Raw genomic sequence first — 23,627 nt, 5'->3', positions numbered from 1 at the left:
GAGAAATGGAAATTATTTTAAAACAAGATATCAAATCCCTAGGGGAGAAAGACGATATCGTTAATGTAAAGCCAGGATACGGTCGTAACTACTTAATCCCTCAAGGATTCGGTCAGTTGGCTACTCCTTCAGCGAAAAAAGTATTAGCAGAAAACTTGAAACAAGCTGCTTTTAAACAAGATAAAATTAAGAAAGATGCTGATGGTATCGCTGCACGTCTAGTAGATGTGAAGTTAACTATCGGTGCTAAAGCTGGTGAAACAGGAAAGATTTTTGGTGCAGTAAACACTATTATGATTTCTGATGCATTGAAACAACAAGGTTTTGATGTTGACCGTCGCCGCATCACTTTCGAAACTGAACCTAAATTTGTTGGTGAATACGTAGCCAACTTAAACTTACACAAAGAAGTGAAAGTTAAAGTTCCTTTCGAAGTTGTAGCTGAGTAATCTTATCTACACGATATAAAAAAGGGTTCTGATTTGTCAGAGCCCTTTTTTTATTGCCTTTTTTGCCAAACAACAGATATGGAATTCCCCAATCTTCTTACCTTTGAGTAATGGCAACTAAGAAACGCAACCCTCGTAAAACTAAATCCCCTTTATTTCAAAAGATCACCCGCATAGTTACCAAAGTATTTCTTTGGTTTTTGATGGTATCTGTGCTCTGGGTATTGTTTTATCGATTTGTGAATCCGCCCATCACCCTGTTGATGGTCCAAAGGAATATCGAGCGTAAAGCCGATGGTAAGCCTTATAAAATGGAAAAGAAATGGGTAGACTTTGATCAGATTTCAGACAACATGAAAAGGGCTGCTGTATCTGCAGAAGATCAACTTTTTCTAAAACACATCGGCTTCGACGTAAAAGCGATCGAGAAGGCTTTTGCTGCCAATCAAAAAGGTAAAAAGATTAAGGGAGGAAGTACGATTTCTCAGCAAACTGCCAAAAATGTATTCCTATGGCCCGGCCGCTCCTGGATCCGTAAGGGTTTTGAAGCTTATTTTACTTTGCTCATCGAAATCTTTTGGAGCAAAGAGCGCATATTAGAAGTCTACCTTAATGTGATAGAAATGGGAGATGGGATTTATGGTGCCGAAGCCGCTTCACAGGCTTATTATGGAAAATCCTGTACTAAGCTGAGCAGGGCACAGGCTGCATTAATTGCCGCGTGTTTTCCAAATCCTATCCGCTGGTCACCGAAACATGCAACTCCCTATATTCGCCACAGACAATACCTGATCATGAAGAATATGCGCAGATTAGGTCCGCTTGATTTCTAGCCAATTAATATATAATGATTAGATTTCTATAACTTTAACGGGATTTACACATTTACCATATGCTAAGAAAGATGATGAAATATAAAATAAACTATCTTTTATCTTGCTTGCTGCTCTTTTTTTGTAGCACAGTTTGCGGACAACAGAAATATGTAATGGTGATTCATGGCGGTGCAGGAACTATCCTGAAAAAGAACATGAGCCCTGAAAAGGAAGCGGCTTATGTTGCTGATTTAACGAAGTCTCTACAGGCTGGGTACAACGCGATCAAAGCAGGTAAATCAAGTCTGGATGCTGTAGAAGCAGCGATTCACGTGATGGAAGATTCTCCTTTATTTAATGCAGGTAAAGGGGCTGTTTTTACCCATGATGGTAGAAATGAAATGGACGCCGCGGTAATGGATGGCAAAACATTGATGGCCGGAGCTGTTGCAGGAGTAACCCTGATCAAAAATCCGATTAGTGCCGCAAGGGCAGTGATGGAGAAATCTGAGCATGTGATGATGGTGGGGCCAGGTGCTGAAGCTTTTGCTAAACAGGTAAAGCTGGAAATCGTGGATCCTAAGTACTTCTTTACTAAAGAACGTTGGGATGGCTTACAAAAGGCGATCCAGCAGGATTCTGTGAAAGCGGTTCTGGATCATGGCAGTAAGAAAACTGAAAAATTGGGAACCCAAAATAGAGATTATAAATTCGGTACAGTGGGTACTGTGGCATTAGATAAAGCAGGGAATCTCGCTGCAGGAACTTCTACCGGTGGCATGACCAATAAAAAGTACGGCAGGGTAGGAGATGCACCAATTATCGGTGCAGGAACTTATGCAAATAATGCGACAGCAGGAATTTCCTGCACTGGCTGGGGAGAGTTTTATATAAGAAATGTAGTTGCCCATGATATTTCAGCCATGATGGAATATAAAAACATGACCGTGGCAGAGGCCTCAAATGCAGCCCTGGAAAAAGTGGGTAAAATGGGTGGAGATGGAGGTTTAATTGCCATGGATCAACAAGGACATGTGGCTATGCCTTTCAATACTGCAGGGATGTATCGTGGTACGGTTACTGCAGACGGAAAAATAGAGGTATTCATCTATAAATAAAAAATCTATAAAAAAAAGCCTGAATGGAACTATTGAATTTCAATAGCTCCATTCAGGCTTAATACTATGGTTACGGATTATAGTAAGTGTGCAAACACTTTGCTATGCCAGCTTTGCTCAAAAGGAACTTCCCATTTGGTCTGGAATTCTTCCAATGTCTGAACCATATTGTTAAATACAGTCGTTTCCTGGTTTACCTTTTTAATGCTCACTAAGGTTTCAAAATCTTCTTTGTTGGTTACGATCACCTGATCGTCGATCTTATAGGCCATGTTAAACCTGTTGAAAAGATCAATACCGTATTCCTGTTCAATTTCTTTAATCACCCTTACAGAGGCATCTATTGAACATCCCGTTACGCCAGCACTCGCTTCGTCTACTGTAAGAACAATAAAGAAGTTGTATAGTACTGATGCTTTGGCGGCTAATTGATGGCCATGCGCTTTCCAATTTGCCGTAAAGTCATTCAGTTTTTGCTGAATGGCATTGGCTTCAGTTTCCGTGAATGCACGGTTGCTTTGGTATACCCAAACTTTTGATTGTGGAGAAAAAGACATACCTCAAATTTAGTAATTTATTTAAATTGATTTCTCTAAAACGTGATCATGATGAAAAAGTTTACATTAAACTTGAAAATATGCCTCTGGGTATTGTCATGCCTGATTTTTATGGCTTTTAAAGTGCAATCCTTTATGGATGAGGAACTTGTTTATCTTCAGAAAAGGCTGCTGGAGTTGTATGACCATACGGCCGAAAACCAGGAAGTCGCACGTTATGAATTGAATGTTACCAACAGCGGTTTCTGTCGGTATAAACGTTTTTTCTCTAATGGAAAAGTAGAATACTTCTCCTTTAACCTCATGAAGTTTAAAGGATTAGATTATGCCGGAACAGACACCGCGGGTAGGTTGTTTTTCCTCACCAGGGGTGAGGATGTAATCGTACAAACCTATAATGATAAAAAAGATGGAGATGTAGACAGCATGGCCTCTTTTATGGTGATTCCCACAAAAAAAATGGAACCAAAAGACCTATCAGAACTCTCCGACCGACTGATTAAAATGAATGGACAGCTACAGGTTCAGAAATAGTATATACTGCAGTTTCTACATACCTGGAGGCTACAATGATCTCTGTTTCGAGCGCATGTTCCTTAAATAAACTGGCCACCAACTCCGGACAATTATTATCTTTCGAAAGATGGGAAAGGAGCAGATGGCTCATAAAACTAGGTTTATGTGTGGTAAAGAGTTCCAGAGCTTGCTTATTGGACAAGTGACCTCTTCCTCCACTGATCCTTTGTTTTAGGAAATAAGGATAAGCACTTTTACTTAGTAAATCTTCGTCGTAATTGGTTTCCAGAAAAGCAGCATGACATTGCTTAAAATAATGAGTCAGCTGCTCGCAAACGGCTCCAAGATCAGTAAAAATGCCAATATTTACCTCTCCATAGGAAACCATAAAACTATAAGGCTCTGAAGCATCATGTATTTTAGGGAAACCTTTAATGGATAAGTTGCCTACAATAATGGCCTCATGACTTGGTAAAGATCTTATTAAATCAGGCCTAAGCTCAAATTTACAGCCCTTTAAAGTGCCAAGGCTAATGTATACGGGTAAGTTGAATTTTTTAGAAAGCACAGAGAGCCCTTTGATGTGATCTGTGTGCTCATGAGAAATGAAAATCGCCCTCACTTTATCCATGCTCAAACCCAATCTTGACATTCTCTTTTCTGTCTCCCTGCAAGACAGTCCGGCATCTACAAGGATCGCATCCTCGTCGTTGCCGACGTAATAGCAATTGCCATTACTCCCTGAATTTAAGGAGGCAATAGAAAGTGGGTTATAGGCCATTCGCTCTGGCGGTAATTTCTGCAATGTCTAATACTTGTACGTTTTGATCCTGATCTTTCATTTTTACACCGTCACTCAGCATGGTCATACAGAACGGGCAAGAAGCCGCGATCACTTGTGGCTGCGTTTCCAATGCTTCTTCAATTCTTTCGATATTGATGTCTTTATTCCCTTTTTCAGGCTCTTTGAACATCTGTGCACCACCGGCACCACAGCATAATCCGTTAGATTTGCAGCGTTTCATTTCCACTAACTGCGCATCAAGTACTTCCAACGCTTTACGAGGTGCTTCATATACATCATTTCCGCGGCCTAAATAACAAGGGTCATGATAAGTAATCTTTTTACCTTTGAAACTCTCTCCGCCTTCCGCTTTAAGTTTTCCATCGTTGATCAGATCTTGTATCAATTGAGTATGGTGGATCACTTCGTAGCTGCCGCCTAATCCCGGGTATTCGTTTTTAATGGTATTGAAGCAATGAGGACATCCGGTTACAATCTTTTTAATATTGTAGCCATTCAGTACCTCAATATTGGTCATGGCCTGCATTTGGAAAAGAAACTCATTTCCTGCGCGTTTTGCCGGATCTCCTGTACAACTTTCTTCCGTTCCCAAAACGGCATATTTGATGCCTACATGGTGCAGGATCTTACATATATCACGAGTGGTTTTTTGCGCCCTTTCATCATAACTTCCAGCACAGCCTACCCAAAAAAGGATTTCTGGTTCTTCGCCTTTCGCTATCATTTCTGCCATTGTAGGCACTTCAAAATTTAGTTGCTCGCTCATCTTAGCTAAATAACAGATTTAATATTTTGATTAACTTTTCTTGGCCCAGTTCAACCTGTCGGCCGGAGAATATTTCCATGGCGCACCATTATTCTCAATGTTACCCAGCATGGCATTAATGCTGGCCGGAGCCTGAGATTCTTCCATTACCGCAAACCTTCTCAGTTCGGTAATGATGGCCAATGGATCAATGTTGATTGGACAGGCATCTGTACAGGCATTACAGCTGGTACAGGCCCATATTTCTTCTCTACTGATGTAAGAGTCAATTAACGACTTTCCATCATCAAATCCATTCCCTGTTTTGTCAATGTTTTTTCCTACTTCTTCAAGGCGGTCACGGGTATCCATCATGATTTTCCTTGGCGACAATAGCTTTCCGGTAATATTTGCCGGACATACAGAAGTACATCTGCCACATTCTGTACAGGTGTAGGCATTCATCAGGTTTACCCAGCTCAGGTCATTCACATCTTTAGCGCCAAATCTGCCTGGTTCTGCCTCCGGTGGGCTAAATGAAGGGTCCAGCATGGCTTTTACCTCATTAGTCACACTCTGCATATTGCTGAATTCCCCTTTAGGCTCCAGGTTGGAGAAATAGGTATTTGGAAATGCGAATAAAATGTGGAAGTGTTTCGAGTAGGGAAGGTAATTCAGGAAGGCTAATATTCCAATGATATGGAACCACCAGCAGCCTCTTTCTATCGCAATCAGTGCGCCTTCCGAGTTTGGCAATAAGTTCGTCAGGTACTGGCTCACCGGAAAAGATCCCGCTACTGTATAATGTGAGGCAGCCATGGCCTGTAATTTTGCATCTGCTGCATTCATTAATAAGAAGGCAGTCATCAATAAGATCTCTGTGATCAAAATATAGTTGGCATCAGACTTAGGCCATCCCTTCATCTCCACACCACTGAACCTTTTTAATTTGAGCACATTTCTTCTGATCAGGAATACTGCACAGCCTAACCATACGCCTAAAGCCAGAATTTCAAAGGACCCAATTAAAAAGTTATAGATTGGCCCAAGGCCACCAAAAATCCGGTGTGTACCGAAAATTCCATCAATCATGATCTCTAATACTTCGATATTGATGATGATAAATCCTGCATAAACGATCAGGTGCAGAAAAGCAGGAACCGGACGGAAGAACATTTTTGTTTGTCCGAGGGCTACTTTGACCATGGTCATAAACCTTTTTTGAGGTTGATCAGTGCGATCTGCCGCTTTCCCTATACGGATATTGCGGATCACTTTCTTTAAATTATAACTGAACAAGGCTACTGCTGCCAGTGTAATTGCTATAAATAGGATTTGTAACACCATATTTCTGATTCTGATTATAGTCTGGCTAAGTTAAAAGAAATCCCGCAAAACAAATTACTATGCAAGCATAAAAATAAGCTTTATTGCCTTTTTAATAAAAAAAGAAGATTTATATTTGAATTACAAAAAAAGATGCTACATTTGCAATCCCAAATAAGGGACAAGATTATTAAAACGGTGCGGTAGCTCAGTCGGTAGAGCAAAGGACTGAAAATCCTTGTGTCGCCGGTTCGATCCCGGCCCACACCACTTCAAAAGCTTCAGAGAAATCTGGAGCTTTCTTGTTTTATAAGCTTTTATATTTCCTTTTAATTTCTCTCCAGAACACCATAAAAATAAATCAAGCGAATTCTTGGGAGGAATGAAATAAATTCAACGCTTAACTAAAGGTCATTGCCAACTTTAATTTAAGGGTCTTATGCTGATAGAGTAGGGGAAGCCTGACCTAGGCTAATTGATAAACACAGTTTAATGCACTTGATGGCTATTTTTTTTAAAAAAAAATAGCCTGATAGATTTCATTGGTTTATAAATAGTTAGGTTCATTTTTTTAATTCAGTACCCATAATTGTTTAACTATTTTCAAATAATATTTTGTTTTTCAAAAAAAGACCCTACATTTGCAATCCCAAACAATGGGACAAGATAATAAAAACGGTGCGGTAGCTCAGTCGGTAGAGCAAAGGACTGAAAATCCTTGTGTCGCCGGTTCGATCCCGGCCCACACCACTTCAAAAGCTTCAGAGAAATCTGGAGCTTTCTTGTTTTATAGATTTTTTTCGCGTTATTTATCGGAACCTTTGATTTATCTTTCTTTTCATCCCTCGAAATTCATTATGAAAAATAAAAATCAAGGCTTTTTAAAGAAATAAAATGAGCAAGAAGGTTTCTATTAAAGACATCGCAAAATTAACCAATACGTCGATTACCACGGTTTCCTTTGTTTTAAATGGCAAAGGGCATATCAGTAAAGAGATCAGCAAGAAAATTCTGGATACTGCCAAAGAGATCGGCTATGAACCCAATAGGATGGCAATTGGTCTCCGAACCGGTGTTTCTAAAGTAATTGGTCTGGTGGTAGAAAATATTGGTGGACCGTTTTTCGGGGAGATGAGCAAGGTGATCGAGGCAGAGGCAGAAAAATCTGGCTACCGCATCATCTATTGCAGCACAGATAACCAAGTTAATAAAGGGAAAGAAGCCATCCGTATGCTGACCCAGCAATTGGTAGACGGCTATATCATTACACCTTTTAAAGGGCTGGAAGAAGAAGTATTGAAACTTATTGATCAGGGTAAACCCGTGGTGCTGGTAGATGGATATTTTCCCGGTCTTAACATTTCCCACGTGCTGGTCGACAATTATAACAGCGTGCTTAAAGCAGTCAATTGTTTTATTGAAGGAGGATATAGAAATATAGGTTTTGTGACTTCAGATCTGGATTTGATTCAATTGGACGAACGTTTGTCTGGCTATAAAAGCGCTTTAATCAGCAATGGGATCAAAGAAAATCCAGCGTTGATTTTTAAACTACCCTATCTCCTGGATAAATCAGAAGGACTGAAACAAATTAAAACATTTATAAACACACATCCCGAAATGGATGCCATTCTGTTCACCACAAATTATCTCGGGGTGATGGGCATCATCTGCGTTAAAGAATTGGGACTGCACATTCCTCAGGATCTGGCCTTTATTAGCTTTGACGATACAGAGATATTCAGTGTTTACCCCCCTGGAATTACGACGATTCAACAGCCCGTTTACCAAATTGCAAAATATGGCATTGATATTTTACTCTCTCAAATGAAGGGGAGTACGCCAGAAAATGCTGCAACGAAATTGCAGATCGCATCAAACCTTATAGAAAGAGGCTCAACGGTTGCAAAAAACGAATCTTAATCCCAACTTGTGAATTGAAAGTCATAACACGTAAGGGCTTGGATATGGGAAGCAATTTGGTCGTACTTTTGTGTTTATTTAATTCACATGAAGAAAGAACTGACTTCCATCCCATATTCTGTATTGGATCTGGCTACTGTTATAGAGGGGAAAACTCCTGCTGATACTTTTAAAAATAGTTTAGACCTCGCGCAGCATGCGGAAAACTGGGGTTATTATCGATATTGGCTGGCCGAACATCATAATATGATCAGCGTAGCTAGCTCTGCAACCTCTGTCGTGATCGGACACATTGCTGGTGGAACAAAGACGATCAGAGTAGGATCTGGTGGTATTATGCTGCCAAACCACTCTCCATTGGTGATTGCTGAGCAGTTCGGTACACTAGAGTCTTTGTACCCGGGAAGAATTGACCTCGGATTAGGAAGAGCGCCCGGTACTGATCAGGTAACTGCAATGGCGATTCGCGGCGAAAGGATGAATGCTGCCAATAGCTTCCCTCAGGATGTATTGAAACTGCAAGCGTATTTCTCTGCCGAGAATAGCAATAGCAGCGTCAGGGCTATTCCAGGTGAAGGATTAGCTATCCCAATCTGGATCCTGGGTTCGAGCACCGATAGTGCACGTTTGGCTGCCGCTTTAGGTTTACCTTATGCCTTTGCAAGTCATTTCGCACCTGCACAATTCATGGCAGCTATTCAGATTTATAGACAAAACTTTAAACCTTCGGAGCATTTAAAAGAACCGTATGTGTTGGCTTGTGTCAATGTAGTTGCTGCGGATACTGATGCAGAAGCGAATAAAATAGTCACCTCATTGTACCAGCTGTTCAGAGGAATCGTAACCGGAAAACGAATGCTTTTACAACCTCCTGTAGATAATATGGATGAGATTTGGACGGAATATGAAGAAGAACAGGCTGGGCAGATGTTAGCTTGTACTTTTACAGGTAATAAAGCGACAATTGCTAATGATTTACAGCAGTTTTTAGATCAGACTCAGGTCAATGAGATCATGGCTACTTCTCATATTTTTGACCATCAGGCAAGATTAAAGTCCTATAAATTGCTTTCGGAAGTTTTTAAAGGGATTTAATTGTAAGTTTTTTCAAGGTGAAATAAGGAATTTTTACACCCAACTAAAAAGAGGATAGGAGCTACTCCAAGGCTGGACTATTTTAATGCTCCCCCTGAGGGGAGCATTAAAATTCTCCTAGGCCTTGTCTTAGCCTATCCTCTTTTTAGTTGGGTTTCCGCCGATTGGAAGTTTATGGCAATTGTACATTCATACAGTCAATTGGGTATTTATCCAACTAAAAATAAAGGTTTTAACAGGATACGTCAATCAGGGCGTTTAATTATGCCTTTTTGAAAAAATAAAGCGTAGCAAATGATCTTCCTGGCAACTGATACAGCAGCAGGGCTTTTCCGGCAAAATCAATTTTCTTAATCTGAGTGGATAGATTTTCATTCGGATAATTGATTTTAAAATCGACCGTTCCACCTTCAGGTTTCAGTTGATAATAGAATAAGGGCTCTTTTTGAACCCATCCACGTAAGGTTTTTTCCGAGGGTTTTAATACTTGATCGGCCCCGTTATCGGCGGCACGATACTCTGAAACAGATTCAGCCGCGTTATATTTTCCCTCGCAATACGCACAATCTTTGAAAAATATCTGATAAACTATTCCTGAACTTTTGAGGAAATAGAAACTCCCTTTGTAGTCTTTTCGCTGAAAGCTGAGTAAAGTATCCTGAATTTTCAGCATCTGCTCGAAGCTGTTCATGTCTTTTTCTATGAATTTTTCCTCTTTTCCGGGTTGATCAGTAATCCGTAATTGTTGAATCGGTCGGTATTGAAAACTGTGATGTTCAAAATAACCTTTACCAGCATATATATTTTCCAGGTCATCCTGACCAAATAGTCCATCTAGTTCAGGGGCTGTGATTTCTTTTACGAGGTGAAGCTGCTCATCGTAGAGCCTGAATTGGTAATTGTTTTCAGGAGTTTTTTGCGCTGGTTTGATCAGTACGATGAGCCTTTTCTTGTCTCTGGTTACGTAAACTCTCCGCACATCTTCTCCAGCAGCACTCAGCTGTTGTAGTTGAATGTTAGGGTTAGATGGATTAAAATCAGGAAAGTACTTTATTTCCGGATGTTTATCCTGCTTGCTGTCATTATTGCAGGAATTGAGGAAAAGCAATGACCAGCAACCTAAAAAGAGCAATGGAATAGAAAGACCTATGGACAGTTTGGGAGACATATTAGCTTTTATTATTTACAGAAGAGGGGCTGGTAATAGTGCTTCCACAGGAACACTTCCATTGACCATTGCTGCTAATGAATTTATTAGCTTGTTGATCAGGTTTAGCGTTTCTCGATCTGTGATTTCTAAACTTGAATTGATTTTCGTTTGAATGGAGGAAATCAACACCTGGGTGTCCGTGGTAATGCTGGATTCAATAATTAGTAATGTACCTAAAAGTGACTGATGACCTCTGCTCCCTGCAGTAGAAGCCGTAATGAGGGCGACAGGTTTTTTGGAAAAGTTCATCGTAGACACGGTCCAGTCGATTGCGTTTTTTAAGGATCCCGGCACACCAACTGCATATTCTGGGGTACAAATTAAGATGGCATCCGCAGCACTTATCTTTCTTCTGAAATTTGCTACCTGTAGATCTTCCTCTACCTTTCCATAATCCAGATCTGGGTTGAAATGAGGAAGCATATCGATTCCTTCAAAAATTTCGATCGTAAAAATGTCTGTAGTGAGTGCGGCTATTGCCTTGATGAGGTTTCCGTTGGAGGAATTTTTTCGGGTACTTCCAGAGATGGCAAGGATATTTATTTTATGAGACATAGCCTAATAATTTCGTTTAGAACTGGCTAAAGATAGGAAATCTCCTTAGGACTGGATTTTGATCTGCCCCATTAAAAAACATATATTGCAGCTCTAAATACTTAACCAAATTTAACATGAGAAATTTCCTTCTGATCCTGTCCCTATTTGTAGGTAGTGCATTTTTTAGCCCGGTAATGGCACAAGAAACATCGGTGTTTACTGGTGCAAAAGCGACAAAAAAGCATTACAAAGCATTGTATGTTTTAAATAATGGAGAAGAAAAAAGAATCAATGGCTGCTTGCGTAACATAAAAAATGCATTAGAAGATCCACGTTTGAAAGGTAAACTAGAAGTAGAGCTGATTGTGTTTGGTGATGGCGTAGCGGTTTATAATAAAAATAGTAGTTATGAAGCAACACTAAAGGCCTTACAGGCTAAAGGAGTGGTTTTAGCACAATGTGAAAACACATTGAGAGAGCGAAAAATTGATAAATCAGAGCTGTTTGATTTCATCAGTTTTGTACCTTCTGGCAATGGCGAAATCATCATCCGTGAAGCTGAAGGCTGGGCAATTGTTCATCCTTAAATTTTTGTAAGCCTAAAAAATGGCTATGTTTGCAGCACATGCATAAACTAATAAAACCCAAAATCCATCAAAATGCCGGCAGAGCGAAGTCTTTGCTGCTATTTGTATTGATGGGCTGTTTTCTACTTTCTGCGTGTGCTGTTAGAAAAGGTCTTCAATCTTTTTTTACGGAAGTTAGTCCTGTTAGTCATACGACTATGAAGCTCAATAAAATCTTGTCGTCAAGAGATTTACTGAGTATGGATGATGCCCTTTCTTGTGCGCCAGCCATAGCTTCCGAAGATGGAAATACCATTTTTAAATCCAGTATTACGCAGCAGTCGTCATCGGCCATGCTGTTGTTTTTTCTGTTACCAACCTTTCTGCTGTCTGTATGGTCGCTTAAAAAAGACAAGCTTTCCAGTGTAACTTCAGGTTTGGTTCCTTCCGGCTCCCCGGTTCCCCTGTTTATCAAAAACAGGCTTTTACTGCTATAGAATCCCGCTTTTTATTCAGCAGGTGTCGCTCTTTCTGAGTTTCACCCTCATTACTTATTTCTAAAATTTAATTATTGATGATGAAGAAAACCCCTCTTTATTTGACGGGTATGTTGCTGATGCTATCGGGTGTCAGTGGGTATTCGCAACAGCATAAAGAACTTTCTCTTTCCCGTTTATGGGAATTGACAGCGGATCATTATCCATCGCTTACTGAAAAGCAGGCGAGGATTGAGGAATCCGAATATCGGAAAAAGGAATTGCGCAATGCGGCGATTCCACAAGTTCAACTACAATTACAAAACTCATTGGGCACCTTTGAAGGTACTAATGGTGCCTTTTTTCCAGTCCCGGGTGTATTTAATGTGAGCGGAAACGGTGGGACTGGTCAGCCAGGATCTGGCAGCAATACGGTGAACAGCTTTGGCTCTGTATTGATGGACTGGAAAGTATCTCAGTTTGGCAAGCAGCAGAAGATGATCGAAGCTGCGGGATATGAAGTGCAGGAAGCACAGCATAATTTGGAGGCTTCGAAACTGGCGCTTTGTGCTAAAACCACACACCGTTATCTGGATTTACTATACACCAGCTCGGGTAGAACCTGGGCTGATAAAAATGCGCTTCGGGTAAAAGAGATTTTTGATTTATCCGTGAGTCTGGCTGAAGCGGGATTAAAACCTGGTGCAGACACCGCATTGGCAGCGGCGGCGTATCTGCAAGCCCAGGCCCAGCAGGAAGATTGGAATGGGAAGTATCAGGCCGGACAAGTGAATGTCAAGGAACTGGCACCCACACTGGTTGGGGAACAATTTGTTCCATTGCAGCAATATATGGGGAAGCTCTTTGCTGTAGAAAATGTGGATTCTGTTGCGGCTAGTCATCCTTTCCTACAAACATTAGACAAACAGCTGATGGTACAGCAGTTACAACAGGAAGTGATAGGAAGGAAGCAACGGCCTTCGATTTCGCTGCTGGCAGGGCTTTCCGCCCGTGGTACTGGAATTAATTCTGATGGTACTATACAAAATAGCTATGCTTCAGGATTCAATAACGGAGCACAAAATTATCTGGTCGGAGTGGGATTGAGCTGGAACTTAACCGGACTTTATACCGGATCGGTGGAGAAAAAACGTGCCCAAAAGCAAGTTGATGCCGTGCAATCCAGGTATCAGCTGCAAAAACTTCAAATGAATACCAGCTTACAGGCAGTCTCTTCAAGGATACAAGCACAGCTGAAACAGGTATCAAAAACCGAATCTGCAGTGCAGAAAACTACTGCAGCCTATGCGCTTTATTTGTCGAGGTACGAGGCCGGATTGATTAACCTGACGGATCTGCTGCAGATTCAATCTTTATTACAGCAGGTAGAGAAAAGCAATATTGAAGTTCATCAGGAGCTTTGGACCCAGTTAAATACCAAGGCAGAGCTGAGCGGCGACTACAGTTTTCTGTTTAACCAACTTAAATAAGAACTATGAATATGATCAGGTTTGCGCTGAAAAAACCTTTAACAATAATGGTTGCCGTACTGGCGATCGCCTATTTTTCCTTTACAGCCATTAAGAATATCAATGTTGATATTTTTCCTAAAGTGGAGTTACCGGTGATTTATATTGCCATGCCTTATGGTGGACTAACTCCTGCTTACATGGACGGCTTTATGGCCAATGAGTTTCAAAAGGTCCTCATTTTTGTATCAGGTGTAAAAGGAATTGACTTCAAAAGTGTACAGGGATTCACCTTGATGAAGCTCAGCTTTTACCCTGGTACTGATATGGCCCAGGCATCAGGAGAATTGGCCGCACAAGTGGCCAGAGCGATGGGGTTTCTACCTCCGGGCGCAGTACCACCGCAGGTCGTCCGTTTTGATGGCAGTTCCCTGCCCATCGGACAATTGGTGTTTGAAAGTTCGCAGCGCTCTATTACGGAATTGCAAAACCTCGCGCTGACTAAAATCCGGCCGATGTTTGTCACCATCCCAGGCGTTACAGCGCCAGCACCTTTTGGTGGAAATGCCCGTACAATGGTAGTCAAGGTAAATCCGGAACTCATGCTTTCTTACGGTTTATCTGCAGAGGAAGTCACAATGGCTATTGCCAAAAATAATTTTCCTGCACCTGCCGGAAACATCAGAATCGGAGATCATAATCTGATGAGTCCAGCCAATACGATGGCTACCGGACCAGAGGAGTTTTTGAATATTCCAATTAGAACCGGTTCGGGAACCAATGTTTTTGTAAAAGACATTGCCAGTGTAGAGGATGCAGCAGATGTGACCACCGGATATGCCCTGATCAATGGCAAGCGCTCTGTTTATCTGCCGGTCATTAAAAAAGCAGATGCTTCCACACTTAAGGTCGTAGAAAATCTAAAGTCTTCCATTCCGAAGTTGAAAGCAGCATTGCCGGAAGATGTAGACGTGAGATATGTATTTGATCAGTCAGGTTATATTGAACGATCTTTAGAAAATCTGATTCATGAAGGGGTTTTGGGGGCAATTTTGACCGGATTGATGGTGTTTCTTTTCCTTGGGGATTCCAGAGGCGCCTTAATTGTGGTACTGACCATTCCAATCGCAATTCTTTCGGCGGTCATTATGCTCTATATGTTTGGGCAAACAATCAATGTGATGACGCTGAGTGGGCTGGCCCTCGCCATAGGGATTCTGGTGGATGAGGCTACGGTAACCATAGAGAATATTCACCAGCATTTTGAGATGGAGAAGCCCAAACAAAGGGCAATTCTTGACGCTTTGTTAGAAATTTCTGTCCCTAAAATCCTGATTCTTTTCTGTATTCTGGCGGTGTTGATCCCCTCTTTCATGATGACAGGGATTCCAAAAGATATGTTTATGCCATTGTCGCTGGCCGTTGCTTTTGCTATGATTGCTTCTTTTATAGCTTCCCAGACTTTTGTGCCTATTTTGGCCAATTGGTTAATGAAGCCAGCGCTTTTTCAGCACCATAAAATCGCTCTCCATAGAAAGAAATTGACAAGGTTTGAAAAATTTAAACGTCGTTACCTGATCTTGATCCGTGGAGGACAGCAGCGAATGGTTTTAGTGATTGGTTTGTACGCATTATTGGTCTTGGTGATGATTGGTATCTCCGGTAAACAGATAGGTACAGATATTATGCCTGCTAGTAATAGCGGAGATCTTCAGATTCGTATGCTGGCCCCAGAGGGCAGCAGACTTGAAATAACCGAAGATTACCTGGCAAAGATGACGAAGATCATCAAAGCGCAAATGCCAGAAGGCGCAGTAAAGATTAGCTCTGCTTATGTGGGCTTACAGCCTTCCTCCACTGCTATTAATCCGATTTTCCTTTTTACCAGTGCTTCACATGAAGCGGTATTACAGCTTTCTGTCGATCAAAAAATGTATACTAAGACCATCGCAGGATTGAAAGAACAGATCAGGAATGAGCTGAACAAACAATTGCCAGAACTGCGCATTAGTTTCGAGCCGATGGAACTGGTGGAGAAAATTATGAGCCAGGGGGCGATGAATCCTGTGCAGATTAAGGTAGCTGCCGGACAAATAAAAGGTGCAGAGAAGTATGCACTGAAGATAGAGAAAGAATTGAAAAATATTCCATTTCTAAGGGATGTCCGGATTGCCGAACCGCTCAATTACCCGAGTGTACAGATTAATGTAAATCGGGAATTGGCCGCCCAGTTTGGTCTGAGCATGGATGATGTGAGTAAAGCTCTAACCATGGCCACCTCTTCTACCAGATTTACCAATAAGAATCTTTGGATAGATCCGAAGTCTGGATTGGTGTTTCAGGTACAGGTTCAGGTGCCGGAGCCAGATATGGAATCTTTAGATAAACTGCGTTCTTTACCACTTAAAACCGGACAATCGCGCCCGGTTTTAGAAGATGTAGCTACAATGGAGATGGTAAAATTACCAGCACAGGTGAACCGTCAGGGGCCAAACAGGTATGTGACCGTCCTGGCAAATATGCATGGTGCAGACCTAGGAGCTGCTTCTAAAGCAGTGGATGAGGTTTTAAAGAAGGTAGGTGAAGCACCTAGAGGGGTAATTGTCAGCTCAGAAGGTTTGATGCCATTATTGGAGCAAACTTTATCGGGGTTACAAACCGGACTGGCGGTTGCGATTGTGGTGATTTTCCTGATGTTGACTGCCTATTATCAGTCTTTCGCTTTGTCGGGATTGATCCTTGCAGTAGTTCCTGCGGTGATTGGAGGGAGTTTACTGATGCTACTCGTTTGTGGAAGTACATTAAACCTGCAATCGTATATGGGCATCATTATGTCAGTGGGTGTGTCCGTGTCTAATGCAGTGCTAATGATCAATCAGGCAGAAGTAAACCGGCTTAAACATGGAATGACCGTGAAACAGGCGGCATTATTGGCTGCTTCTTCACGTTTACGCCCGATTATTATGACTACAATGGCGATGATTGCCGGTATGGTACCAATGGCCATTGGAATGGGAGAAGGTGGAGAACAAATTGCCCCATTGGGACAAGCAGTAATTGGTGGTTTAATTTTATCTACCATGACTGCCTTACTGGTCTTACCGCAGCTATTTGTTCTGGTGATGAAAAATAAAACTACAGATAGCCTGAGCCTGGATCCTGATGACCCATTCAATAAAAACGTATTAATTTCTTCTTTATAATTCTCAAATAGGAAACGATCATCAGCATAATAAGACCGTTTATACTCATTGGCCTATCGCTTACAAATAGTAAGGAATATGCTGATGATCGCTTCATAACCATTGACAAATAAATATATTCCAATGAAAAGTATTTTTCTGAAAAACTATAATTATATCCTATTACTGTTGATTCCAGTGGTTTTATCAGCATGTTCTTCCGGATCCTCAAAGCAGGAGAATGGGGGAAATGCCGGCACTGAAAAAACTGTAGGCAGTTCTTCTGGAGAGGGAGCCAGAAAAGGTGATGCTGCAAAAGATGCGGAAGGCCAATTTGTAAGACCTGTTTTGGAACAGCCCATATACCAGCTTTCTTTACCTGGAGAATTGAAACCTTATGAAGAGGTTTTAGTGTATCCAAAAGTGAAAGGCTTTGTGAAAAAGATATTTGTGGATCGAGGTGCAAAGGTGAAAAAAGGACAGTTGCTGGCAGTGCTGGAAGCTCCTGAAATCGCACAGCGTTACCAATCTGCTAAATCTGATGAGCGGAAATCTTATGAAGATTATTTGTACAGTCGCCAGAGTTTTGACCGCCTAAAGAAGGCAGCCAGTAAATCCGGAGCGGTAGCGGCGATCGAGCTGGATAAGGCATGGAGCAAGTTACGAAGCGATAGCGCAGCGTATGCAGCCATCAAATCTAATACTCGGATCTCCGATCAATTGCAGCAATATTTAAACCTCAGAGCTCCCTTTGATGGTACAGTAATGGACAAAAATGTGTCCGTTGGTGCGTTGGTGGGTGAGAACAGTACAATTCCTTTGTTCTCCATTGTTCAAAACGACCGTTTGAGATTAACGGTGGCGATTCCAGAGAAACACAGTCGGGCGATTTCAAAAGATACGAAAGCATCTTTTACAGTGAGCGCTTTGCCAGGTCAGGTATTTCATGCTTCATTGTCAAGAAATGCAGCTTTCCTCCAGCAAAAGCTGCGGGCAGTAACGACTGAGTTTGATGTGGCTAATAAAGACGGACAACTGGGGGGTGGAGAGTATGCACAAGTGATTATGGACATGCGCAGACCGCAGCCTACTTTTTGGCTGCCAGCTTCGGCGGTTGTTCAGGCGCAATCGGGTGTGTTTATTGTGAAACTGGTGGATGAGGTAGTGAGGAGAGTTCCAGTCATGATAGGTACACGTAAAGGGGCATTGCTGGAAGTATTCGGCGACTTAAATGTGAACGATCAGGTTTTCAAAAAGGGAACTGAAGAGTTGAAAGAAGGAGAGAAACCTTAATCGTTTAAAGAATAAAAACTGTGCTTTCCTTTCAAAAATAAGCAAGGGTAGAAAGCCACCATTGAATTAAATCGCGGGGAAGCCTGCGATTTAATTGATAATCGCCGAAATTAGTTACACAGGATCTGTAATATATTATACATATCACAAAATATTTATTTTTTGAATACACTTTTTGTTATTTTTATGTTAGATTCGTTTTGAACTACTAACCAAACTTCTAACCAAACTGTGATTGCTAACCATTCAACTCCGGACGATGGACTTATGCTGCGCCTTAAACAGGGTGATGAGCTCGCTTTTACAGAAATTTACAACCTTTATTGGGACAAACTCTATTATATTGCCCATAAGCTTTTAAAGGATCAGGAAGCAGCAGAGGGAATTGTTCAGGATGTTTTTCTGATGATCTGGAAAAAAAGAGCAGGGCTAAATATGGAATGTATTCCTTCTTATCTAGCAGCCATGACCCGTTATGCGGTATTCCGTTACCTTTCCAAAGAGAAAAAATCAAAACAACAGGAAAATATTGTTGGTCTTTTAACAGCCAATGCTACCTCAGAGATCGATATTGACCACAAGATACTTTTAGAGATCATCACCGAGCTGTCGAATAAATTACCCGAAAAATGCCGTCTGGTATTTCAGTACAATAAATTGCAGGACCAATCGCTTGCCGAAGTTGCTGCTCAATTGAACATCTCCCAAAAAACAGCAGAAGCTCACCTGACTAAAGCCTTACGTATTATCAGATCCAATGTAGGTGATGTACTTCATTTCCTTATCGTACTGTATACGATCACGATGTTCTTGTAAGCAGCCTATTATTCTGTTTTCCCGCGAAATAGTCCCTTTAACCTTATTTTCTTAAATAAGCCAATTTTTATCTTAAAAACCTTTCGATACTTTAATGTGATAGACCTTGCCTTCATTTAGAAATCCTTTCCTTTTCATCTTTTCCCTTAAATACACCAATTATCAGCCCCTCTTAAAATATATTTTTTTTAAACTAAGGGTATCTTCCCCCCATCAGACTCTATAAGAGAAATGAGGGTTATTAAATTCAGATGAATAGGAACGAACTGAAACGATTGGCACAAAAATATCTCGCTGGAGAAGCTAGTACCGAAGAGAAAGCGTTGCTGAATCAATGGTATGATGATGCTGCTGAGCAGGGATGGCTGGAGAAAGTCGAAACCAAGACACCGGAAAGCGAAGAAGAGGTGAAACAAAGACTTTTTGAGAACCTGAAAAGCAAAGGATTTCTGAACAAAGAGCCTTTGGAAACCCCTGTTAAAAAACAGTTTACACTTCGCAGCCTGATTTACAGAATAACCGGGGCGGCGGCGGTATTAGGCCTGGTGTTTTTTGGCTGGCAGCTGGGGACAGATCAATTCATTCAGGCAGACAAGAAAATGGTGAATGTTCCGGAGAAGAAAATTATGGAAATCCTTTTACCAGATGGTTCCAAAGTATGGCTGAGTTCCGGTTCTGTATTTAAATACCCGAAAAAATTCAATGAAGAGAACCGCACGGTAGAGCTGGTAGATGGACGTGCATTTTTTGAAGTAAAACATAAAAGCGGTCAGCCCTTTATAGTGAAAACAAGCAGCCTGAATGTAGTAGTACTCGGTACCTCATTTGATGTTCGTGCTTATAAAAAAGAAGGCAGTACTAAAGTAAGTGTAGTCACTGGTAAAGTAGGCGTTACTATGGCTGGAACCGAGAAAAAACCGGCCATTATGTTGCTGCCAAAACAACAGGTGGTATTGAGTGAGATTAAAAACAACCTGATTAAAGCGAAAGCACCGGAGATCGCGGTAAATGCCTGGTGCAGGAGCAAGCTGGTATTTGAGCAGGAAACTTTAGGAAATGTCTTTTCTGTTCTGGAAAAGAAATACAATGTTAAAATCAATGCAGAAGACAAATCATTGTTAGATGAGAAGATCTCGATTACCCTTGGAGATCAGCATTTATCAGTGATCATGGATATTTTAGGCTTTACAAAACATTTTAAATATAAAATCGCCGATGACAGTATAACAATTAAGAGCGCTTCCTCCTTAGCAGCTAAGTAAGGAACCGGGGACAAAGATGCCCCCGGAAAAAAGATCAGCCACTGTGTACATGCTTGAGACCCATAGACAGTAGGCTTCAGTTTAAAAATTAAACCAAAACAAATATGATGAATTTTTACGGCAAATTCTTGCCTATATTCCGAAAATGCATGCGCATTTCTACAATTATTATTGGCATACAGGTGTGTTTTAGCACCCTACTGATGGCGAACCACACAAAAGCCCAGTCAATGAGCTTTAAAGTAGTGAAGGCCAGCGTCAAACAAGTTTTTAAGAAAATTGAGCAGCAGGCCAATGTGACCTTCGTTTATGATGAAGAAGTGATTGGTGCACTGTCTAATCTGACCCTGGATTTTAAGAACGAACCACTCCAGGATGTGCTCAATAAACTTCGTGAAAAGACAAGTCTGGAATTTAGGTTAATGGGAAATTATATTGGCGTTGCAGAAAATGTAGCCAGTATGCCTAACCTTAGTCTTTCCGGTGTTGCAAACAGCAATCGTTTGAAGATTAATGGGGTGGTGAGAGATGCGAGTGGTCAGCCTTTGGTTGGCGTAAGCATCCAGGTAAAAGGTACTCAGGTAGGAACCAGCTCCAATTCAAACGGTCAGTTTGTGATTGATGCAAATATTGGTGATGTGTTGGTGTTGAGCTATTTGGGCTATATCACTAAACAAGTGACCATTACTACACCTGGTGCATTGAATATTTTATTAGATGAAAATTCTAAACTCCTGTCTGAAGTTGTAGTGACAGCATTAGGTATCAAAAAGGAAAGAAAAGCTTTAGGATATTCAGTTACAGAAGTAAAAGGTGATGAGCTGACTCAGGCCAGAGAAAATAACGTGATGAACTCATTAGTCGGTAAAGTTGCCGGTTTGAATGTAAGTTCTATTGCAGGTGGGGTAGGAGCCTCTACTAACGTTACGATTCGTGGGGTTTCCAGTATTTCACAAACCAACCAGCCATTATACGTAGTGAATGGTATTCCAATGGAGAACAAACCAAATGGTGCTGCAGGACAGCAGTATGACAATGCTCCAGATCTTGGAGATGCGGTTGGTAACCTGAATCCTGATGACATTGAAACCATTTCTGTGCTGAAAGGAGCCGCAGCTTCTGCACTGTATGGTTCACGTGGTAAAGCAGGGGTTATTTTGATCACTACAAAAAGTGGAAAAGGAAATTCTATTGAATTCAATTCTAACTATGTGATTGAAAAAGTGGTTGATCCAACAAATTGGCAATATGTGTACGGAAATGGTGCAAACGGAATAAAACCGACTACGCAGGCAGGTGCTTTTCAAACAGGACAGTCGAGCTGGGGAGCAAGATTGGATGGCAGCGATGTGATGCAGTTTGATGGTGTTTTACGCCCTTATGTCGCACAAAAGGATAATCTGGAGAATTTTTACCGTACCGGAGGAACCGCTACAAATACAATCGCTTTTAACCGTGGTTTTGAGGGAGGTTCTATCCGTTTTTCGGCAAGTGATTTATCGAACAGAGCGATTACTCCGGGATCTGGGCTAAACAGACAATCATTTAACTTAAGCGCGAACTATAACATCACTAAAAATCTAACAGTAGATGCTCGTGCAAACTATATTTTGGAGCAGGCAAAAAACAGGCCTTTCCTGAGTGATGGTGCGGGTAACTCCAATTACAATGTGACCTTATTGCCAACCAGTGTAGACGTAAGAACATTGAAAAAAACAGTAAATGATGATGGATCAGAATACGCTTATTCTGCAAATACATTTGCTACAAATCCATGGTTCGCAGCTAATAATTTCATTAACAATACCAAAAGACAGCGATTAATTTCCTCGGTAAGCCTTCGTTATAATTTCGACAATGGTGCGTTTCTTCAGGGACGTGTAGGTCGTGATGCTTATAATGACCGTTATACAGCGGTAGTGCCTACTGGAACTGCTTATCGTCCAAAAGGAACCATTTCTGAAACCAGCACTAATTTCTCGGATATCAATGCCGATGTGTTAACAGGAAAGGCATTCACTATAGACGATTTTACAATTACCCCTAATATTGGTGGAAGTTACAGAAGAACGAAATCGGAAACCTTTACCATGACAGGTAATGAATTTGCTGTTCCTTATGTGTATGTAATTACCAATGCCAAATTACAGTCTACACCAGTATATAAACCTTCGGAAAGCGAAGTAATGGCCATCTATGGTACTTTAGATGTGAGCTATAAAAACTACCTGTATTTGAACGGATCACTTCGTAATGATTGGTATTCTACATTGGCTACCCCAGGTAAAACAAATGCTTTAAATGCCCTTTATCCTTCAGTAAACGGTTCATTTGTGTTTTCTGAACTGGTTAAAAATGATTGGTTGAGCTTTGGTAAAATCCGTGCAGGTTTTGCACAGGTAGGACAGGCAACGGATCCATATCAAACGCAATTGGCCTATAATTTTAATACGGCTTCCCTAAATGGAAAACCACTGGGACTGATTTCCAATTTCTATATTCCGAATACTGATTTAGTAGCTTCTATAGCTTCTGAATTTGAAATTGGTGCAGAGGCACGTTTCTTTAATAACCGCTTAACATTAGACCTGACCTGGTATAACAAAAAATCTAAAGATGAGATTGTAAGGGCACCGGCATCCATCACTTCCGGTTATTCTGGCGCAATATTGAATATTGGTGAATTACAGAATAAAGGAGTGGAATTATTGCTTTCCGGTATTCCTGTTCAAACAGAAGATTTCCGTTGGACGACCTCATTTAATGGTTCTGTGAACAACAACAAAGTGCTTTCCCTTGCAGATGGTCAAACCATCTTACCTGGATCAACCTCACGTTCAGGAAATGGCTTTACCCAGAACATCGTTGGCCTTCCTTTCGGACAAATTGTAGCTTTTGATTATAAATATGATGCAAATGGTAATGTGGTGCTGAACAGCGCTGGTATCCCTGAAAGCAGCGAATTGAAGCCTTTTGGATCCGCCTATGCAAAATATGTAGCAGGTTGGAACAATGAGTTTTCTTACAAAGGCCTAAACTTGTCTTTCTTGATTGATAGTAAGTTTGGTGGTAAAATCTTCTCTGCAACAGATTATTATGGTTATGTACTGGGTTTGCACAAAGCAACCTTGGAAAACCGTGAAGCACTTGGAGCGAATGCTGCAACCTATTATACAGGAGTAGCCAATAATATATCTAGCAAATTTGTACAGAATGCAGATTTCATTAAGCTTCGTCAGTTAATGTTGGGCTATACCTTCCCAGGTAAAGTGTTTAACAATGTGATCAAAGGAGCAACATTAAGCTTAGTAGGACGTAACCTGTTTTTCTTTAAGAAGCATACAGACAATATCGATCCTGAGTCTGATTATAGCATCAATGCTAAAGGAATGGAGTTAGGTGGTGTGCCACCAACCCGTACTTACGGACTAAATCTAAGTGTGAAATTTTAATAATGAAATCAAATA

The 23,627-nt window shown here is 41.1% G+C and carries 20 protein-coding genes and 2 tRNA genes; 16 read left to right on the top strand and 6 right to left on the bottom strand.

The window, feature by feature from the left end:
- The first annotated feature begins 5 nt into the window (after positions 1–5).
- The 3 genes from rplI to AQ505_RS23105 all read left to right on the top strand — a co-directional run bounded on the left by rplI (position 6) and on the right by AQ505_RS23105 (position 2,382).
- Complete coding sequence (gene rplI, locus AQ505_RS23115; protein WP_062550347.1) at positions 6–449, top strand: 50S ribosomal protein L9; 444 nt, start codon at positions 6–8, stop codon at positions 447–449.
- Between the two features lie 110 nt (positions 450–559).
- Positions 560–1,282, top strand: a complete 723-nt coding sequence (mtgA, locus tag AQ505_RS23110; RefSeq protein ID WP_062550346.1) for a monofunctional biosynthetic peptidoglycan transglycosylase — start codon at positions 560–562, stop codon at positions 1,280–1,282.
- A gap of 71 nt (positions 1,283–1,353) precedes the next feature.
- Positions 1,354–2,382, top strand: a complete 1,029-nt coding sequence (locus AQ505_RS23105; RefSeq protein ID WP_197286259.1) for an isoaspartyl peptidase/L-asparaginase family protein — start codon at positions 1,354–1,356, stop codon at positions 2,380–2,382.
- 77 nt (positions 2,383–2,459) lie between these two features.
- Here AQ505_RS23105 and AQ505_RS23100 read toward each other — a convergent pair whose 3' ends face one another.
- Entirely contained in the window at positions 2,460–2,939 is a 480-nt protein-coding gene (locus AQ505_RS23100; RefSeq protein ID WP_062550345.1) for a hypothetical protein, read from the bottom strand.
- Positions 2,940–2,987: 48 nt separating this feature from the next.
- Between AQ505_RS23100 and AQ505_RS23095 the strand changes: the two genes are divergently transcribed.
- Positions 2,988–3,473, top strand: a complete 486-nt coding sequence (locus AQ505_RS23095) for a hypothetical protein (RefSeq protein WP_231634965.1) — start codon at positions 2,988–2,990, stop codon at positions 3,471–3,473.
- Here AQ505_RS23095 and AQ505_RS23090 read toward each other — a convergent pair.
- Genes AQ505_RS23090 through AQ505_RS23080 form a run of 3 tightly spaced genes read right to left on the bottom strand, consistent with a single transcriptional unit; the run spans position 3,439 to position 6,352 of the window.
- On the bottom strand, positions 3,439–4,236 hold the full coding sequence (locus AQ505_RS23090; protein ID WP_062550344.1) for an MBL fold metallo-hydrolase: 798 nt from the start codon (positions 4,234–4,236) through the stop codon (positions 3,439–3,441). The two genes, AQ505_RS23095 and AQ505_RS23090, sit on opposite strands and share 35 nt — an antisense overlap.
- Positions 4,226–5,026 (bottom strand): (Fe-S)-binding protein, encoded by an 801-nt coding sequence (locus AQ505_RS23085; protein WP_062550343.1) that lies wholly within the window; start codon positions 5,024–5,026, stop codon positions 4,226–4,228. The genes AQ505_RS23090 and AQ505_RS23085 overlap by 11 nt, the downstream gene beginning before the upstream one ends.
- A 30-nt stretch (positions 5,027–5,056) precedes the next feature.
- Entirely contained in the window at positions 5,057–6,352 is a 1,296-nt protein-coding gene (locus AQ505_RS23080) for a 4Fe-4S dicluster domain-containing protein (RefSeq protein WP_062550342.1), read from the bottom strand.
- A gap of 176 nt (positions 6,353–6,528) precedes the next feature.
- Here AQ505_RS23080 and AQ505_RS23075 point away from each other — a divergent pair.
- From AQ505_RS23075 to AQ505_RS23060, 4 genes are all read left to right on the top strand, one after another.
- Positions 6,529–6,601 (top strand) — tRNA-Phe (locus AQ505_RS23075).
- A gap of 407 nt (positions 6,602–7,008) precedes the next feature.
- Positions 7,009–7,081, top strand: a tRNA-Phe gene (locus tag AQ505_RS23070).
- 144 nt (positions 7,082–7,225) lie between these two features.
- The gene (locus tag AQ505_RS23065) at positions 7,226–8,254 is read left to right on the top strand and encodes a LacI family DNA-binding transcriptional regulator (RefSeq protein ID WP_062550341.1); all 1,029 of its coding nucleotides are present in this window, start codon (positions 7,226–7,228) and stop codon (positions 8,252–8,254) included.
- Positions 8,255–8,341: 87 nt separating this feature from the next.
- Positions 8,342–9,349, top strand: a complete 1,008-nt coding sequence (locus tag AQ505_RS23060) for an LLM class flavin-dependent oxidoreductase (RefSeq protein ID WP_062550340.1) — start codon at positions 8,342–8,344, stop codon at positions 9,347–9,349.
- A 262-nt stretch (positions 9,350–9,611) separates the two neighbouring features.
- On the opposite strand, the gene AQ505_RS23055 is transcribed toward AQ505_RS23060, so the two are convergent.
- Entirely contained in the window at positions 9,612–10,517 is a 906-nt protein-coding gene (locus AQ505_RS23055; protein ID WP_157262543.1) for a hypothetical protein, read from the bottom strand.
- Positions 10,518–10,532: 15 nt separating this feature from the next.
- Complete coding sequence (locus AQ505_RS23050; protein ID WP_062550338.1) at positions 10,533–11,114, bottom strand: NADPH-dependent FMN reductase; 582 nt, start codon at positions 11,112–11,114, stop codon at positions 10,533–10,535.
- A 116-nt stretch (positions 11,115–11,230) separates the two neighbouring features.
- On the opposite strand from AQ505_RS23050, the gene AQ505_RS23045 reads away from it, so the two are divergent.
- From AQ505_RS23045 to AQ505_RS23010, 8 genes are all read left to right on the top strand, one after another.
- The gene (locus AQ505_RS23045) at positions 11,231–11,683 is read left to right on the top strand and encodes a DsrE family protein (RefSeq protein WP_062550337.1); all 453 of its coding nucleotides are present in this window, start codon (positions 11,231–11,233) and stop codon (positions 11,681–11,683) included.
- A 38-nt stretch (positions 11,684–11,721) separates the two neighbouring features.
- Positions 11,722–12,159 (top strand): hypothetical protein, encoded by a 438-nt coding sequence (locus AQ505_RS26530; protein ID WP_157262541.1) that lies wholly within the window; start codon positions 11,722–11,724, stop codon positions 12,157–12,159.
- 77 nt (positions 12,160–12,236) lie between these two features.
- The gene (locus tag AQ505_RS23035) at positions 12,237–13,628 is read left to right on the top strand and encodes a TolC family protein (RefSeq protein WP_082461693.1); all 1,392 of its coding nucleotides are present in this window, start codon (positions 12,237–12,239) and stop codon (positions 13,626–13,628) included.
- 5 nt (positions 13,629–13,633) lie between these two features.
- Complete coding sequence (locus tag AQ505_RS23030; RefSeq protein ID WP_062550334.1) at positions 13,634–16,810, top strand: efflux RND transporter permease subunit; 3,177 nt, start codon at positions 13,634–13,636, stop codon at positions 16,808–16,810.
- Between the two features lie 123 nt (positions 16,811–16,933).
- A complete protein-coding gene (locus AQ505_RS23025; RefSeq protein WP_062550333.1) occupies positions 16,934–18,082 on the top strand; it encodes an efflux RND transporter periplasmic adaptor subunit in 1,149 nt (382 codons plus the stop codon).
- A 267-nt stretch (positions 18,083–18,349) separates the two neighbouring features.
- Complete coding sequence (locus tag AQ505_RS23020) at positions 18,350–18,898, top strand: sigma-70 family RNA polymerase sigma factor (protein ID WP_082461691.1); 549 nt, start codon at positions 18,350–18,352, stop codon at positions 18,896–18,898.
- Between the two features lie 251 nt (positions 18,899–19,149).
- On the top strand, positions 19,150–20,160 hold the full coding sequence (locus AQ505_RS23015) for a FecR family protein (protein WP_062550331.1): 1,011 nt from the start codon (positions 19,150–19,152) through the stop codon (positions 20,158–20,160).
- 104 nt (positions 20,161–20,264) lie between these two features.
- Positions 20,265–23,612 (top strand): SusC/RagA family TonB-linked outer membrane protein, encoded by a 3,348-nt coding sequence (locus tag AQ505_RS23010; protein WP_062550330.1) that lies wholly within the window; start codon positions 20,265–20,267, stop codon positions 23,610–23,612.
- Positions 23,613–23,627 lie beyond the last annotated feature (15 nt).

Origin of the sequence: Pedobacter sp. PACM 27299 (assembly GCF_001412655.1) — a bacterium.
Classification (GTDB): Bacteria; Bacteroidota; Bacteroidia; order Sphingobacteriales; family Sphingobacteriaceae; genus Pedobacter.
Note: the sequence above shows the minus strand (reverse complement) of the source record. Positions and strands in the feature narration are given on the sequence as shown.